The 14,320-nt window shown below is 74.3% G+C and carries 9 protein-coding genes; 7 read left to right on the forward strand and 2 right to left on the reverse strand.

Annotated elements, in window-relative coordinates; genetic code table 11:
- Positions 1 to 183 precede the first annotated feature (183 nt).
- The 5 genes from BN6_RS20000 to BN6_RS20020 all read left to right on the forward strand — a co-directional run bounded on the left by BN6_RS20000 (position 184) and on the right by BN6_RS20020 (position 7,299).
- On the forward strand, positions 184 to 933 hold the full coding sequence (locus BN6_RS20000; protein ID WP_015101530.1) for an AfsR/SARP family transcriptional regulator: 750 nt from the start codon (positions 184 to 186) through the stop codon (positions 931 to 933).
- Between the two features lie 83 nt (positions 934 to 1,016).
- A complete protein-coding gene (locus BN6_RS20005) occupies positions 1,017 to 1,208 on the forward strand; it encodes a DUF6229 family protein (RefSeq protein WP_015101531.1) in 192 nt (63 codons plus the stop codon).
- 7 nt (positions 1,209 to 1,215) lie between these two features.
- Complete coding sequence (locus tag BN6_RS20010; RefSeq protein WP_015101532.1) at positions 1,216 to 4,059, forward strand: type 2 lanthipeptide synthetase LanM family protein; 2,844 nt, start codon at positions 1,216 to 1,218, stop codon at positions 4,057 to 4,059.
- Positions 4,056 to 5,981 (forward strand): ABC transporter ATP-binding protein, encoded by a 1,926-nt coding sequence (locus tag BN6_RS20015; protein ID WP_015101533.1) that lies wholly within the window; start codon positions 4,056 to 4,058, stop codon positions 5,979 to 5,981. Before BN6_RS20010 ends, BN6_RS20015 begins: the two co-directional genes overlap by 4 nt.
- Positions 5,974 to 7,299 (forward strand): FAD-binding oxidoreductase, encoded by a 1,326-nt coding sequence (locus BN6_RS20020; RefSeq protein WP_051075654.1) that lies wholly within the window; start codon positions 5,974 to 5,976, stop codon positions 7,297 to 7,299. The genes BN6_RS20015 and BN6_RS20020 overlap by 8 nt, the downstream gene beginning before the upstream one ends.
- A gap of 59 nt (positions 7,300 to 7,358) precedes the next feature.
- Here BN6_RS20020 and BN6_RS20025 read toward each other — a convergent pair whose 3' ends face one another.
- Both BN6_RS20025 and BN6_RS20030 read right to left on the reverse strand, forming a co-directional pair.
- A complete protein-coding gene (locus BN6_RS20025) occupies positions 7,359 to 8,222 on the reverse strand; it encodes a geranyl diphosphate 2-C-methyltransferase (RefSeq protein WP_015101535.1) in 864 nt (287 codons plus the stop codon).
- A 430-nt stretch (positions 8,223 to 8,652) separates the two neighbouring features.
- On the reverse strand, positions 8,653 to 9,486 hold the full coding sequence (locus BN6_RS20030; RefSeq protein WP_041313365.1) for a class I SAM-dependent methyltransferase: 834 nt from the start codon (positions 9,484 to 9,486) through the stop codon (positions 8,653 to 8,655).
- A 131-nt stretch (positions 9,487 to 9,617) separates the two neighbouring features.
- Here BN6_RS20030 and BN6_RS20035 point away from each other — a divergent pair, with 131 nt between their 5' ends.
- The gene (locus BN6_RS20035) at positions 9,618 to 10,583 is read left to right on the forward strand and encodes a hypothetical protein (protein WP_015101537.1); all 966 of its coding nucleotides are present in this window, start codon (positions 9,618 to 9,620) and stop codon (positions 10,581 to 10,583) included.
- Between the two features lie 307 nt (positions 10,584 to 10,890).
- Complete coding sequence (locus tag BN6_RS20040) at positions 10,891 to 14,205, forward strand: DUF4082 domain-containing protein (protein WP_015101538.1); 3,315 nt, start codon at positions 10,891 to 10,893, stop codon at positions 14,203 to 14,205.
- Positions 14,206 to 14,320 lie beyond the last annotated feature (115 nt).

Raw genomic sequence — 14,320 nt, forward strand, 5'->3', positions numbered from 1 at the left:
GGACACCGGTTTCACCCCGCGCTGATCGCCCGGACGAGGTCGGGGTTGAGCCGGTTGGGTGCGCGCCGCGCGGGTTGTGCTTCGTCAGACCGCAGCAACCCGGGCCCGCCCCGTTCCCGTCCGCACCCGTGGCGCGCATCGTCGCAGGACCGAAGTCCCGGCGGGCGAGGGGAGTGGGTCGGCATGGCGGTTCTGGTGCTGGGACGGCCGGCGGTCCGGGTCGGCGGGGTGGTCCGCCACCCGGCGCGGCGGATGGTGCGGATCCTGCTGGGCGTGCTGGCGGTGCGGGCCAACCGGGCGCTGCCGCTGGAGTGGATCATCGACGCCCTGTGGCCGGTCCGGCCGCCCGCGTCGGCCGCCGCGAACGTGCGCAACCACCTCGCGGAGCTGCGCCGGCTGCTGGGCGAGGTCGACCCGGACGGGCCGGGCATCGTCACCTCGCGCACCGGGTACGTCCTCGCCGCCGACCCGGACGTGGTGGACGTGACGCAGTTCCAGGCGCTCCTCGCCGAAGGCCGCGAGCTGCGCGCGTGCGGCGCGGACGCGGCGGCGGCGCGCTGCCTGACCCGCGCGGTGGGCCTGTGGCGCGGCCCGGTGATGGCCGGTGCGCCGGTCCCGGACGTGGTGCGGCCGGACGTGACCGTGCTGGACGAGCAGCGGCTGTGCGCGATCGAGGACCTGGCGGAGGTGCGGCTGGCGCTGGGCTGCGCGTTCGACCTCGTGCCGGCGCTGGCCGGCCTGGTGGTGGAGCACCCGCTGCGGGAGCGGTTGTGGCGCAACCTGGTCGGCGCGCTCGCGGCGGCCGGCCGGCGCACCGAGGCGCTGGCCGTCTACCACCGGCTGGTGCGGGTGCTGGACTCCGAACTCGGCGTGGCCCCGAGCGCGGCGACCGCCGAGCTGTACGAGGCCGTTCGGCGCGACCGGCGCGACTGAACGCCGGAAGGCCACTTCGCCGTGTGCGCTCCCGTGTGCAGAGCATTTCTACACTCGCCGCTCCTGCTGAGGAAGGAGTACGGATGACTGCCGCACTGCTGCTCGACGCCGAGGAGATGGTGGCCCGCTGGCGGGCCGGTCTGGACGAGTCGGACAACCCGGCCGGCCCGCTGTTCGCCAACGGCGAGTTCGCCGAGGGCGACATCGTGGCGTGCAACCCGCCGGGCAGCCGCTGCTCGTCGTGCACGGCGTCCCGCCCGGTGTACTGCTGCTGACCCCGGTATGACCCGCGACGAGGTCGGCGAACTCGACCGAACCCTGGAATGGCTGCTCGGCCCGGCGACGGACCGGTTGTCCCGCCGGCTGGCCGAGGTCGCCGGCCTCGGCGCGCCCGAGGCGCGGGCCCTGCTCGACGCCGCCCGCGAGGTCCTGCTGGACGTGGTGCGGCGCAAGGTGATCCGCGTGCTCGTCCTGGAGCTGAACGCCGCCCGCGTCACCGGCGCGCTGACCGCCGACGACCCGGCCGGCCGGTGGGCGCAGTTCCTCGCGCACGCCGCCGAGGAGTCCTACTGGCACGGTCTGACCCGGCACTACCCGCACCTGGTCGGCCGGCTGCGGGCGACCGTCGAGAACCGGGTGGCCGCGATCGCGACCCTGGCCGGGCGCTTCGCCGAGGACCGGCCCCGGCTGGCCGCGCTGCTCGGCGCGGACGCGGGCGAGCTGCGCAAGGTCGAGTTCGGCGCGGGCGACAGCCACCGCGGCGGCCACTCGGTCACCCTGGTGCACTGCACCGGCGGCACGGTGGTCTACAAGCCACGCCCGATGGAGGTCGACCAGCGGCTGGCCGGCCTGCTGGCGGTGCTGACCGCCGGCGACCGGTACCCGATCCGGGTGCCGGCGGCGGTCGTGCGGGACGGCTACGGCTGGGCCGGGCACGTCGACCACCGGTACTGCGCGACCGAGGACGAGCTGGCCGCGTTCTACACCGCCCTGGGCCACTGGCTGGCCGTGATGCGCCTGGTGTCCGGGACCGACCTGCACGCCGAGAACATCATCGCCTGCGGCCCGGTGCCGGTCGTGGTGGACTGCGAGAGCGTCTTCACGCCCCGCCCGCCGCACCCGCCGACCGGCGCGGGCGAGGCCACCGACCGGGTCGCCGAACAGCTCAACCGGACCGTGCTGCGCACCGGCCTGCTGCCCGGCCGGGGCGCGGGGCTGGGGTGGCGCGGCGTGGACGGCTCGGCGATGGGCGGCCTGCCCGGCGAGCAGCCCGACATCGGCCTGCCGGACCTGGTGGGCGCGGGCACCGACACCGCCCGGGTGGCGATCGTGCCGCAGCAGCTCCCGCCGACCCGCAACCTGCCCAGCCCGCACCCGAGGCTGGCCCACCACTGGCCGCGGGTGGTGGCCGGGTTCGACGCGATGGCCGAGCGGATCACCCGGCTGGACCGGGCGGGCGCGCTGGAGCCGCTGCTGGCGGGGTTCGCCGACTGCGTGGTCCGGGTGATCGTCCGGGACACCGAGTCCTACACCGAGCTGGCCCGGATGCTGTGGCACCCGGCCGGCCTGCACGACCAGGCCGCCGCCGAGGGCAGGGCCCGCGCGCTGCTGGCCCGGCACTCGATGAACACCCGGGGACCCGGCGACCCGGACGTGCACGCCGCCGAGGTGGCCGAACTGCTGGTCGGCGACATCCCGGTGTTCACCACCACCCCGGCCGAGGGCTGGCTGCACACCCCCGGCGGGCTGGTCTGCGGTCCGCGGGTGGACCAGGTCGCGCTCGCGCTGGAGAACTGGCGCACCGCCGACCTGGGGCTGGAGCGCCGGGTCACGCACGCCGCCCTGGTCAGCGCCTACCTCAACCAGGGCGCGGAACCGGAGCTCGGCCGGCTGCCCGCGCCGCCGCCCGACCGGACCGGCCTGGACCGGCGGCGGCGGGCGCTGGCCGCCGGCCTGGTGCGCGAACTGGCCGGCGAGGCGGTCCGCGGCGCGGACGGCACGGCCACCTGGTTCGCGCCGATCCTGGACCGCTCCGGCTGGCAGACCACGCCGCTGACCCCGGACCTGTACGGCGGGACGCTCGGCGTCGCCGTGCTGCTGGCCGGCTACCGGCACGAGGTCGCGGCGGGCCGCGCGGACGCCGTGGACGGGGTGGCGGAGCTGCTGGCCGGGACCGTGCGCACGGCACGGCTGACCCAGCGGTGGTGGGCCGAGCAGGCCGAGCACACCCGCCGCCGACCCGACCCGACCGGCGGCTACATCGGCCTGGGCTCGCAGATCTGGTGCTGGCTCGCGCTGGACCGGCTCGGGCTCGCCGCCGACGACGAGGGCGACCCCGTGCCGGACGCGCTGTTCCTGGCCCGCCAGCTGCCCGCCGCGATCGCCGCGAGCGAAGGCCCGGACCTGGTCGTCGGCACGGCCGGCGCGATCGTGCCGCTGCTCCTGCTGGCCGAGCGGACCGGTGACGACCAGTGGGTCGACCTGGCCGCGCACGCCGGCCGCGCGCTCGTCGCGGACGCGGTGGTGACCGGTGGGCGGGCGCACTGGCCCGCCCCGAACTGGCCGGGCGGCATCGGCGGCTTCGCCCACGGCGCGACCGGCATCGGGTGGGCGCTGGGCCGGCTCGCCGAGGTGACCGGGGAACGCCGGTTCGCCGACCTCGCGCGCGGAGCCGCCGCCTACGAGGAGACCTGGTACAGCGCGGAGCGCGGGGCGTGGATGGACCCGCGCGAGCCCGACACCGTCGCCGCCGCCTGGTGCCACGGCGCGATCGGCGTCGGCCTGGCCACCGACGACCCGGAGGTGCTGCGGCGGGCGGCGTCCTCCGCGCTGCGCGACGGCATCGGCTGGACGCACACCCTGTGCCACGGCGACCTGGGCACCTGGGAGCTGCTGACCGCGGCGCTCGCGGCCGGCGTGGCACCGGACGGGCTGGACCGGGCCGGGCTGGACGCGATGGTGCTGGGCAGCCTGGAGGCCAACGGCCCCACCACGGGCCTGGCGCGCGAGGTGTACTCGCCGAGCATCATGTCCGGGTCCGGCGGCATCGCCTACCAGTTGCTGCGGATGCACCCGGACAGCGACCTGCCGTCCGTGCTGCTGTTGGGCGACGGGCCGGCGCGGTGACCGGGGAACCCGACCCGCGCGAGGGCGCGCTGGTCACCCCGCACTGGCAGTTGGACGATGCCGACCGCGCGCCGCGCCGCACCCTGCGCGGCCTGCCGTCGGCCACCTGGCCGGTGCTGGCGATGATCCGGCGCGCCGCGCCCGGTCCCGCGCTCGCCGTCGTGGTGATGCAGGTGGTGTCCGGGCTGGCGGCGGCGTTCGGCCTGTTCGCCACGACCGGCGTGCTCACCGAGCTGCTGGCGAGCGGGGCGGCCGGGGACCGGATCGTCGCCGCCCTGCCGCAGCTGGTGCTGGTGGGCGCGGCGTTCGGGCTGCGCGGCGCGATGGACGTCGGTGTCGCGCTGGCGCACGCCCGGATCACGCCCGCCGTGCGCCGGCTGGCCGAGGAACGCCTGTACTCGGCGAGCCTGGGCGCGGACCTCGCGTCGTTCGACGACTCCCGGTTCTACGACCGGATGCACCGCGCCCGCGACCGCGGCCTGTTCTTCCTGGAACGCGCCGCGGACAACCTGGTCGAGCTGATCGGGTCGCTGCTGGGCATCGCGGCGGCGGCCGGCAGCCTGGTCGTGCTGCACCCCGCGCTGCTCCCGGTGCTGCTGCTGGCGGTCATTCCGGACGGGTGGGCGGTGCAGCGCGCGGCGCGGCTGGCGTACGCGAGCGTCGGGCGCACCGTGGCGCTGGACCGGCGGGTGCAGATGGTGTCGGACCTGGCCACCGAACGCGAACCGGCCGCCGAGATCCGGGCCTACCGGGCGGAGCCGTTCGTGCTGCACGAGTACCGCGTGGCGGCGGACCCGCTGCGGGACGAGGAGGTCCGGCTGGCCACCGCGCAGGCCAGGGTGCGCGGCATCGGCCGCGCGCTGGCCGGTGTCGGCCTCGCGGTGACCTACGTGGTGCTGGGCCTGCTGGTCCGCTACGGCTGGGTGCCGCTCGCCGTCGCGGGTACCGCGGTGATCGCGATCCGGGTCGCCACCACCGCCCTGAACCGGTTGGTGCTGGCCGCGAACCAGTTGGTGGAGCAGGGCATGTACGTCGCCGACTACCAGGACTTCCTGGCCGCTGTTCCCGATTCCTCAGCACCCGATTCCGCTGCTCCCGATCCCTCAGCCCCCGACTCTGCCGCGGGAAAGCCGCCCGGCGCGGGTCCGCCGCCGTTGGACCCCGGCCGGGTCGTGCTCGACCACGTCACGTTCAGCTACCCGGAGAGCGCCCGGACCGCCGTCCGCGACGTCACCCTGACCATCGAGCCGGGCGAGACCGTCGCGCTGGTCGGCGAGAACGGCTCCGGCAAGACCACGCTGGCCAAGCTGATCGCGGGCCTGTACCCGCCGACGTCCGGCCGGGTGCGGTGGGGCGGGCGGGACCTGGCCGACGTGGACCGCCGGCAGGCCGCCGACCGGGTGATGATGGTGCTGCAGGACCCGATCCGCTGGCCGCACACCGCGCGGGTCAACGTCCGCGTCGGCCGGCACGAGCGCCCCGACCCGGCCGGCGCGGCGGTGCGGTCGGCGGCCGGGCAGTCCGGTGCCGACGAGGTCGTGGCGGGCCTGCCCGACGAGTGGGAGACGTTGCTGTCCAAGCAGTTCCGGGGCGGCGTGGAGCTGTCCGGCGGGCAGTGGCAGCGGCTCGCCGTGGCGCGCGGGCTCTACCGCGACGCGCCGCTGCTGATCTGGGACGAGCCGACCGCGCCGCTGGACGCCAAGGCCGAGTTCGCGGTGTACGAGTCGTTGCGCGCGCTGGCCGCCGACCGGACCGTCGTGCTGATCACCCACCGGCTGGCCAGCGTGCGGCACGCCGACCGGATCCTCCTGCTGCACGAGGGGGAACTGGTGGAGCAGGGCACGCACGCGGCGTTGCTCGCCGCCGGCGGCCGGTACGCCGAGCTGTACGAGCTGCAGAGCCGGATGTACGCCGATGCTTGACCTGGTGACGCCGCGGGACGAGCGCTACGCCCTGTCCCGCACCCAGTTCATCGGCCGGCCGGTCGAGGTGCTGCCGCGCGCGGTGGCCCGGTGCGGGTCGGCCGGCGAGGTGGTCGAGGCGCTGGCTTTCGCGCGCTCGCGCGGGCTGCCGTTCGCGATCCGGGGCGGCGGGCACAGCAACGCCTGCCACTCCAGCACGTCCGGGCTGCTGGTCGACGTGACGCCGGCCGACCGGATCACCGTGGCCGACGGGCTGGTCACGGTCGGCGGCGGCGTCCGGATCGGCCGGCTGGCGCGGGCGCTGGCCCCGCTGGGACGGCTGGTCCCGACCGGGTCGTGCCCCTCGGTCGGGGTGGTGGGGGCGGCGCTGGGCGGCGGGTTCGGCAGCCACGGCCGGCTGCACGGGCTGACCTGCGACGCGCTGGTCGGGGCCGAGGTCGTGCTGGCCGACGGCCGGGTGGTCGGGACGGCCGGCGAGCCGGACCTGCTGTGGGCGTTGCGCGGGGCCGGCGGCGGTCTCGGCGTGGTGACCTCGGCGACCTTCCGCACGGTGGCGGCGCTGCCCCGCACGCACTTCCGCCTGGAGTGGGGGTTCGAGCACGCCGCCGCCCTGGTCGCGTGGTGGCAGCGGTGGGCACCGGGCGCGCCGGACGGCGTCTCGGCCGAACTCGTGCTGCTGGGCCCGCAGTACCCCGAGGAGCCGCCGGTGGCGCTGCTGATCGGCGCGGCACCGGACCGGGCGGCGGTGCAGGCGTTCGCCGACGACTTCGGCCGGCCCGCCGTCGCCGAGATCGCCGACCTGTCGGCGGCCGACGCGGCGCTGCTGCACGCGACCCCGTACTCCGCCGTCGCGCACGACCCGTCGGAGATCCCACTGGTGCACGACCGTCCCGGGCTGTCCACCGCGACCACCGGGTTCTTCGCCCGGCCGCTGCCCGATGACGCGGTGGCGGCGCTGCTGGCGCACTTCACCGCCGACCGGGTGATGGGGGAGTTGCGGGAGGTGGCGTTCACGCCGTGGGGCGGCGGGTACGCCCGGACCCCCGGCGACGCCACCGCGTTCGGCCACCGCGACCCGGCGTTCCTGGTCAAGCACACGGTCCTGGTCGGTCCGGGCGGCGCGGCCCGCCGGGGCGAGGTCGTGCTGGCGCGGGCGCGGGCGGGCCGAGACCTGCTGCGCCCCTGGGGGACGGGCGGCGCGTACGTCAACTTCCCCGAGCCGGGCCTGCCCGACCACGCCTACCACGGGGCGAACGCCGCGCGCGTGCGCGCGGTGAAGGCGCACTACGACCCGGGCGGCGCGTTCCGACCCGGGTGAACCGACTGGGGTGAACCGACTGGGGTGACCGGGGACGGGCCCCGGCCACCCCGGGTGACTCAGCGGCGGCCCGGCACCCGGTCCGCGACGATCATCAGGTAGTGGAAGCTGCCCTCGCGGTACGCGGTCAGGAACGACGACTCGACGCCCGTGGCCACCGACGACCTCTCCCGCAGTTCCCAGTACGGGATGGTGTGCGGGGTCAGGTCGACGACCTCGATCGGCACCAGGTTGTTGGCCGCCATCGCCTTGAAGTACGCGCTGCGCGGGTGGACGCTGCACGTGTACCGCTCGTCGATCTGGCTGACCGCCTTCGACCGGCCGCCGGTCAGGTCGTTGTAGCAGCCGGTGATGCAGACGTACCGGCCACCGGGCGCGACCAGCCGGGAGAATTCACCGAACAGGTCGAACAGGTCGACGTACATGGTGGTCTCATTGGTCCACACCCCGCGGAATGCGCCGGTCTCGAAACCGGTGTCGAGCATGTTCCGGAAGTGGAACCGGACCTGGTCCGCGACACCCCACTTGGCGGCCTGGTTGTTGGCGAATTCGACCTGCTTCTCCGAGATGGACACGCCGTCCACCCGGCAGCCGTACCGCCGGTTGGTCATGATGCTGGTGCCGCCGCGACCCGAACCGCCGTCCAGCAGCCGGTCCTGCGGGCCGGTCCCCGCGAACCGGTCGATCAGGAAGTCGGCCTGGGCGGTCTCCAGCCGGTGCAGCTCGGCGATCACCCGTGCGTCACGGGTCTCCTCGGGTCCTACCAGCACGGACTCGTCGTAGGGGCCGATGCCGTAGTGGTGGTGGTAGATCCCGTCGACCTCGCCGAGCCGGATGTTCACCGGGTCCCGTTCGGCGTTCCAGTACGCCGCGACGGACCGCTGGTAGTCGGTGCGCAGGACACCGGGAGCGACAGTGGTCATGGGCGGGTGTTCTCCTTTTTCGTTCGCGCCGATGCGCAACACGATTGCCGGCGAATACAAATGCGGTGAATCGATGTGGAGTGCTGTTTATTCCTCGGTCGCGACCGTGCTCGACGCTAGCATCGGCTATTTGACCGTGTACAGTCACCCGAATGGGTAAGGCGGTGGGCCGAACCGGCGGCCTGCTCCGGTCGGCGCGCCGGCAATACCCGATTCGGTCAACAGGCCGCATTCCGGGGACGGACCGTATTCGTCCGGCCCGGTCCCGGCGGCCCCCGGGACGCCGCGGCGGCGGCACTGCGGGCGCGGTGCCGCCCGGACGGCCGCGCCGGTGGTGACCACGAGTACCGGCCGCGGCTCGGGGTGGCCGGTGCCGGAAGCACCACCGGCCACCCCCGTCTGCCGCAACGGCCCGGCCCCGGCGGACGGGTCAGGCCGAGCCGGTGGCGGTGAGCAGGAACGCGGGCGAGGACCAGTAGTCGAACAGCGGCGTGATCTCCACGTCGGCGAACCCGGCGCGGGTCACCTGCGCGACCCAGGCGGCGGCCGGCTGCTCCCAGGTGGAGCGCACCGCGCCGGGCAGCAGCTGCCCGGTCAGCACCGGCATCAGGAACCCCTGCGCGACGAGGTCGCGGTCGTCGTCGTACTTGGCCAGCCCGCGCTCGTAGGTCTCGGCGAGGAACTCCAGCCGCCGCTGGGGCGACAGGTCGGGCACGTCGAACTCGACCACGGCCAGCGTCCCGACGTGCGGGGCGAGGGCGGCCAGGACCGCGTCGCGGACGTCGTGCGGGAGCGCGTGCAGCGCGAACGTCGACTGGGCCACGTCGTGCCGCCCGGGTCCGGTCACGAACTCCTCGACCCCGGTGTTGCGCGCGTCCACGACCAGCCCGTCGGGCAGCCGCTCGACGGCGGTCCGCAGCAACGCCGTGGACGGCTCCACCACGGTGACCCGGGGCCGGTGGCCGGCCAGTGCGGGCACCAACGCCCGCCCGTCGCCGCACCCGACGTCCAGCAGCGCGCCGGGCCGCACCCGGTCGTAGAGCGCGGTCAACGCCCCGCTCACCGCTTCGTACAGCCCGACGTTCCCGCCGCCGTCGATGAACGCCTGGAACGCGGCCGGCCGGTCGTACACCGTCCCGTCCGCGTCACTGCCCAGGTACTCCGCCAACGCGGTGCCGAGCGGTGAACCGACCCGGGCCGCGAACTCGCGCGCCCGGTCCCGTTCACCGGCGGTCAGCGCCCCCAACGCAGAAATGATCGTCACCGGCCCAGCTTCGCAAACCCGTCGACCCGTCGTGGCCGGCGGTTGCTCCATCGGTGCGACCCGGTGGAAATCGGGCGGGAGTTGGGGGAACGTCGAAGGGAGTCGGCTCTCGGTCCGTGGAGGTGGCGGTCGTGGCGCGTGTCCGTTTGGTTCCGGGAGGCCGTGAAGTGGACCTCGACTGCCTTTCCGCCGCCGACCGTTGCGCGATAGTGGCGTTGCGCGGCGAAGTGCGGCGCGGTGATCGGGTGCTGCTCTGCCTCGAACAGCCCGAAGACGACGAGTTGTTCGTGCGGGAGGTCGACGGCCGGTATTTCGCGAGCCACTTCGCGGGCGGGCGGCCCGGTTCGCACGGCGCGCACGAGATCGTGGCGGAGACCGACGAGCACCAGCGGCAGCGGGAGTACTGGTACCGCGCGGGGCAGGATGCCGAGTTCTCCAGCGAGAGGTCCTTTCGCACGTCCGCCGGGAACGTGCTCGACGTGGCGATCCACGGCCGGACGCGTACCGGCGTGCAACTCGAACACTCCCGCCTCACCGCGGCGGTCGCGCACCAGCGCACCACGCGTGCGGGTCGGGCCGGCTGGTTGTCGTTGTGGTTCACCGCCGCCGACCGTGTCCCGAAGTGGTTCCACCGGGTGCCGTCGGTGGGCTGCAACCACATCGCGTGGGACGCCCTGCCGCCCAGGGGCACCGCGCAGGCGACGGGGCTGAAGAAGGTGCAGGCCGTCAAGTGCACCGTCCACGACTTCGGCGGCAAGTGCCCGGCCGGGAAGCACCGTCCCTGCGGCAGGTTCCACCCGCAGTTCGTCGCGTGGCACCAGGTCACGTTGGACAAGGTGGCCTACTTCGTCCCGTCCGGGCGCGCGGTGCCGCTGCTGACCCCGCGCCGCGAGGTCGTCCTGGTGCCGCCGGAAGGGCTCGCGCTCTACGAGTCGCTTACCGGACGATCCGCCCGCTACGCCGCCGAAAAGTTCTCGCATTCCGCGGTGCGGTGCGAACAATGCGACAACGCCCTGTTGTGGATCCGTCCGGGCCGGGTCCGCTGCGAACAGTGCGATCCGATCATGAATCTTCCTCGCTCTCCCTACCCGCTCTGACCGCGCGCACGGCGCAGGCCGCAGTTCGGCGTTTTCCGCACTGATGCGGGAGTCTCGCCTCACCTGCGGTTCTTCGCGCGGGGATCACCCGCGCGGTGCCGGCCTGCCGCTGTAGGGGCTAGCGGCCACTGGCGCAGGTGGCCCCGGGAGCCACCGGGGGAATGGCGGAAGTTGCTGTGCCGCAAGTGTTCTCACCCTTGCTGTCCTTTGGTCCAATCGGCCTTCCCGGTAACGGCCCGCACTGCGCCACCGATGCCCGGCGTGGAACCGGGGCCGCGTGGCCTTGGGGGAGAGGCAGGAAAAAGCCATGTCCTTATCCGGTGCCTTCCGGCACAGATCCACCGCGGCGTGGGCACGGCTGCTCGCAGTCGTCGTCTTCGCCGCTGTCCTGGTCCCGGCGGTGGCCGTGCCGCGGGCCGTGGCGGAGGCGGTGGCGGCGGCTCCGGCGGTCGGGTTCACCGAGGTTCCGTCCGGCGCCTCGGTCGGCGAGCCCTACACGTTCTCCGGCACGGTCGGCGAGCCCGCGGCGGTCGCCGCGGTGGAGGTCTCCACGGACGGCGGCGCGCTGTGGCGGCCGGCCGGCTGGTCGGCCGGGGCGACCACGTGGACCTCCCGCTACACGCCCACCACCTCCGGCCAGGCGCAACTGCGGGTCCGGGCGCTCGACGCAGCCCAGGCCACGGTGAGCACCGCGTCGGCGACGCCCTCCGTCGCGCCGCGCACCTGCCCGTGCGGCCTGTGGGGTGACACGGACGCGCCGGGCGTCCCCGACCTCAGCGACGGCGCTGCCGTCGAACTGGGGCTGAAGTGGCGGTCCTCCACGTCCGGGTTCGTGCGCGGCGTCCGCTTCTACAAGGGGCCCGGCAACACCGGCACGCACACCGGCAGCCTGTGGAGCACCACCGGGGTCCGGTTGGCCACCGGCACCTTCACCAACGAGACGGCCGGCGGCTGGCAGACGCTGCTGTTCCCGTCGCCGGTCGAGGTCGAGGCCAACCGGACCCACGTCGTGTCCTACCTGTCGCCCACCGGGCACTTCTCCGCCGACACCGGCTACTTCGCCCAGTCCGCCCGCTACCTGGAGCCGTTGACCGGCGAGCGGTCCACGCCCGGCAACGGCAACGGCGTGTTCCACCCCGGCGGCGGTTTCCCCGACCAGACGGCGCAGGACGCCAACTACTGGGTCGACGTGGTGTGGGCGACCGAGCCCGGCGTCGACACCCGCGCGCCGGCGCTGACCGGCACCTCGCCGGTCGGCGGGGCGGGCAGCGTCGCGCTGTCCACGGCGTTGACCGCCTCCTACGACGAGGTGGTCGACCCGGCCGCCGTCGAGTTCTCGCTGACCGGCCCGGCGGGCCCGGTCACCGGTTCCACGACGGTGATCGGCGGCGGCTCCACCGCGCGGTTCGCGCCCTCCGCCGCGCTCACCGCCAGCACCACCTACACCGCCCAGGCGCGCGTCCGCGACGCCGTCGGCAACCCGACCGACTCGCACAGCTGGGTGTTCACCACCGGCGCGACCCGGCCGGCGGCCTGCCCGTGCACCGTCTGGGACGACTTCGCCACCCCGCTCGAACCGGCCACCGGCGACCCGGCGGCCGTCGAGCTCGGGGTGAAGGTCCAGTTCAACGGCCGGGGCGAGGTGTTGGGCGTCCGGTTCTACAAGGGCGCGGGCAACACCGGCACGCACACCGGCTCGTTCTGGTCGTCGACCGGCCTGCTGCTGGCTACCGGCACGTTCGCCGACGAGACCACGACCGGCTGGCAGACCCTGACGTTCCTCAACCCGGTGACCGTGCAGGCCAACACGACCTACGTCGTGTCGTACTTCGCGCCCCACGGCCGTTACGCGGTCGACCCGGACTTCTTCCGCGACCCGGCGGGCTACGGCGGCATCCGCGCGTTGCAGACCGGCGTGGACGGGGCCAACGGCGTGTTCCGCTACGGCGGCGGCTTCCCGACCGCGAGCCACAACCAGAACAACTACTGGGTCGACGTGATCTACCGCAACGGCCTCAACGGCGACCGCACCCCGCCGACCCTGGTCGCCGGCACGCCCGCCACGGACGCCACGGGCGTGCCCGTCGGCCGGTCGGTGTCGTTGACCTACAGCGAACCGATCGACCCGGCGTCGCCGCAGGTGTGGCTGACCGACCCGGGCGGCGTGAAGCTGCTCGGCACGTCACGGCTGTCCGAAGACCTGAAGACGGTCGTCTGGACGCCCAACGGCCGGCTGGCACCCGGGACGCGCTACACCGTGAACGCGCTCGCGGCCGACGTCAACGGCAACTCCTCCGCCACCACGTCGTGGTCGTTCACCACGCAGACCCGGGCCGACTGCCCGTGCTCGCTGTTCAGCACCGCGACCGTGCCGACCACGCAGTCCGTGGCCAGCCCGGTCTCCTCGGAGTTGGGCGTGCGGTTCCAGGCCGTCTACAACGGCAAGGTGACCGGCGTCCGGTTCTACAAGGGCGCGGCCAACACCGGTACGCACACCGGCACGCTGTGGGCCGCCAACGGCACGCGGCTGGCCACCGGCACGTTCGTCGACGAGACCACCGCCGGGTGGCAGACGCTGGCGTTCGCGACGCCGGTCGACATCCGCGCGGGCCAGGTCTACGTGGCGTCCTACACCGCCCCCAACGGCCAGTACGCCCTGGAGTCGAGCTTCTTCCAGCCGCGCGGCGTCGACTCGCCGCCGTTGTCGGCCGACCGCAACAACGGGGACAGCCCCAACGGCGTCTACGCGACCGGCGGAGCGTTCCCGACCACCAGCTACAACGGCAACCAGTACTGGGTGGACGTGGTCTTCACGTTCAGCGGCGACGTCGTGCCCCCGGTGCACAGCAGCCACACGCCGTTGACCGACGCCACCGAGGTCGACCTCACCGGCCCCGTCACCGCGTCCTTCGACGAGCCGATCGACCTGACGAACACCACGGTCACCGTCACCGACGGCGGTGGCGCGCGGATCGCGGGCAAGCTCACCCGCACACCGGACGGCCACACGGTCGTCTGGACGCCCGACGCGCGCCTGTCGGCCAACACCCGGCACACGGTCGTGGTCCGCGCCGCCGACGAGACGGCGAACTACGAGCCGCAGCCCACGACGTGGCGGTTCACCACCACGTCGACGCAGGAATGTCCGTGCTCGCTGTTCAGCAGCGCGGCCGTGCCCGATCTCGCGTGGGAACCGCTCGTCCACTACAACAACGTCGGGATCAGGTTCGCGCCGACCGTCGACGGCACGGTGACCGGCGTGAAGTTCCACAAGACCGGGTGGAACCCGGGCCCGCACACCGGCTCGCTGTGGGCGGTGGACGGCACCCGCCTGGCCACGGGCACCTTCACCGAGGAGACCGCGACCGGCTGGCAGACCCTCACGTTCGAGACGCCGGTGCCGGTGACCGCCGGAACGGACTACGTCGCGAGCTACACACCGGGCGCGCACCCGTCGCGGAGCAGGACCTACTTCGACGGGTACCGGGTGGACTCACCGCCGCTGACCACCCCGGCGACCGGGCCGACCTCGTACTACGCCGACGACAACGGGATGCCGACGATCTCGGCGGGAACGACGAACTTCTGGCTCGACGTGGTCTTCCGGCCGACCACGCGGTGAGCGACAAGGGATGACGCGCGCGGGCCCCGGAGGACGCTCGTCCTCCGGGGCCCGTCGTCGTGCGGCGTGCCAACCGGTCGTCACGCGGGGCGTCGGCCGGCCGACGCGCGGAGTG

Origin of the sequence: Saccharothrix espanaensis DSM 44229 (assembly GCF_000328705.1) — a bacterium.
Taxonomy (GTDB): Bacteria; Actinomycetota; Actinomycetes; order Mycobacteriales; family Pseudonocardiaceae; genus Actinosynnema; species Actinosynnema espanaense.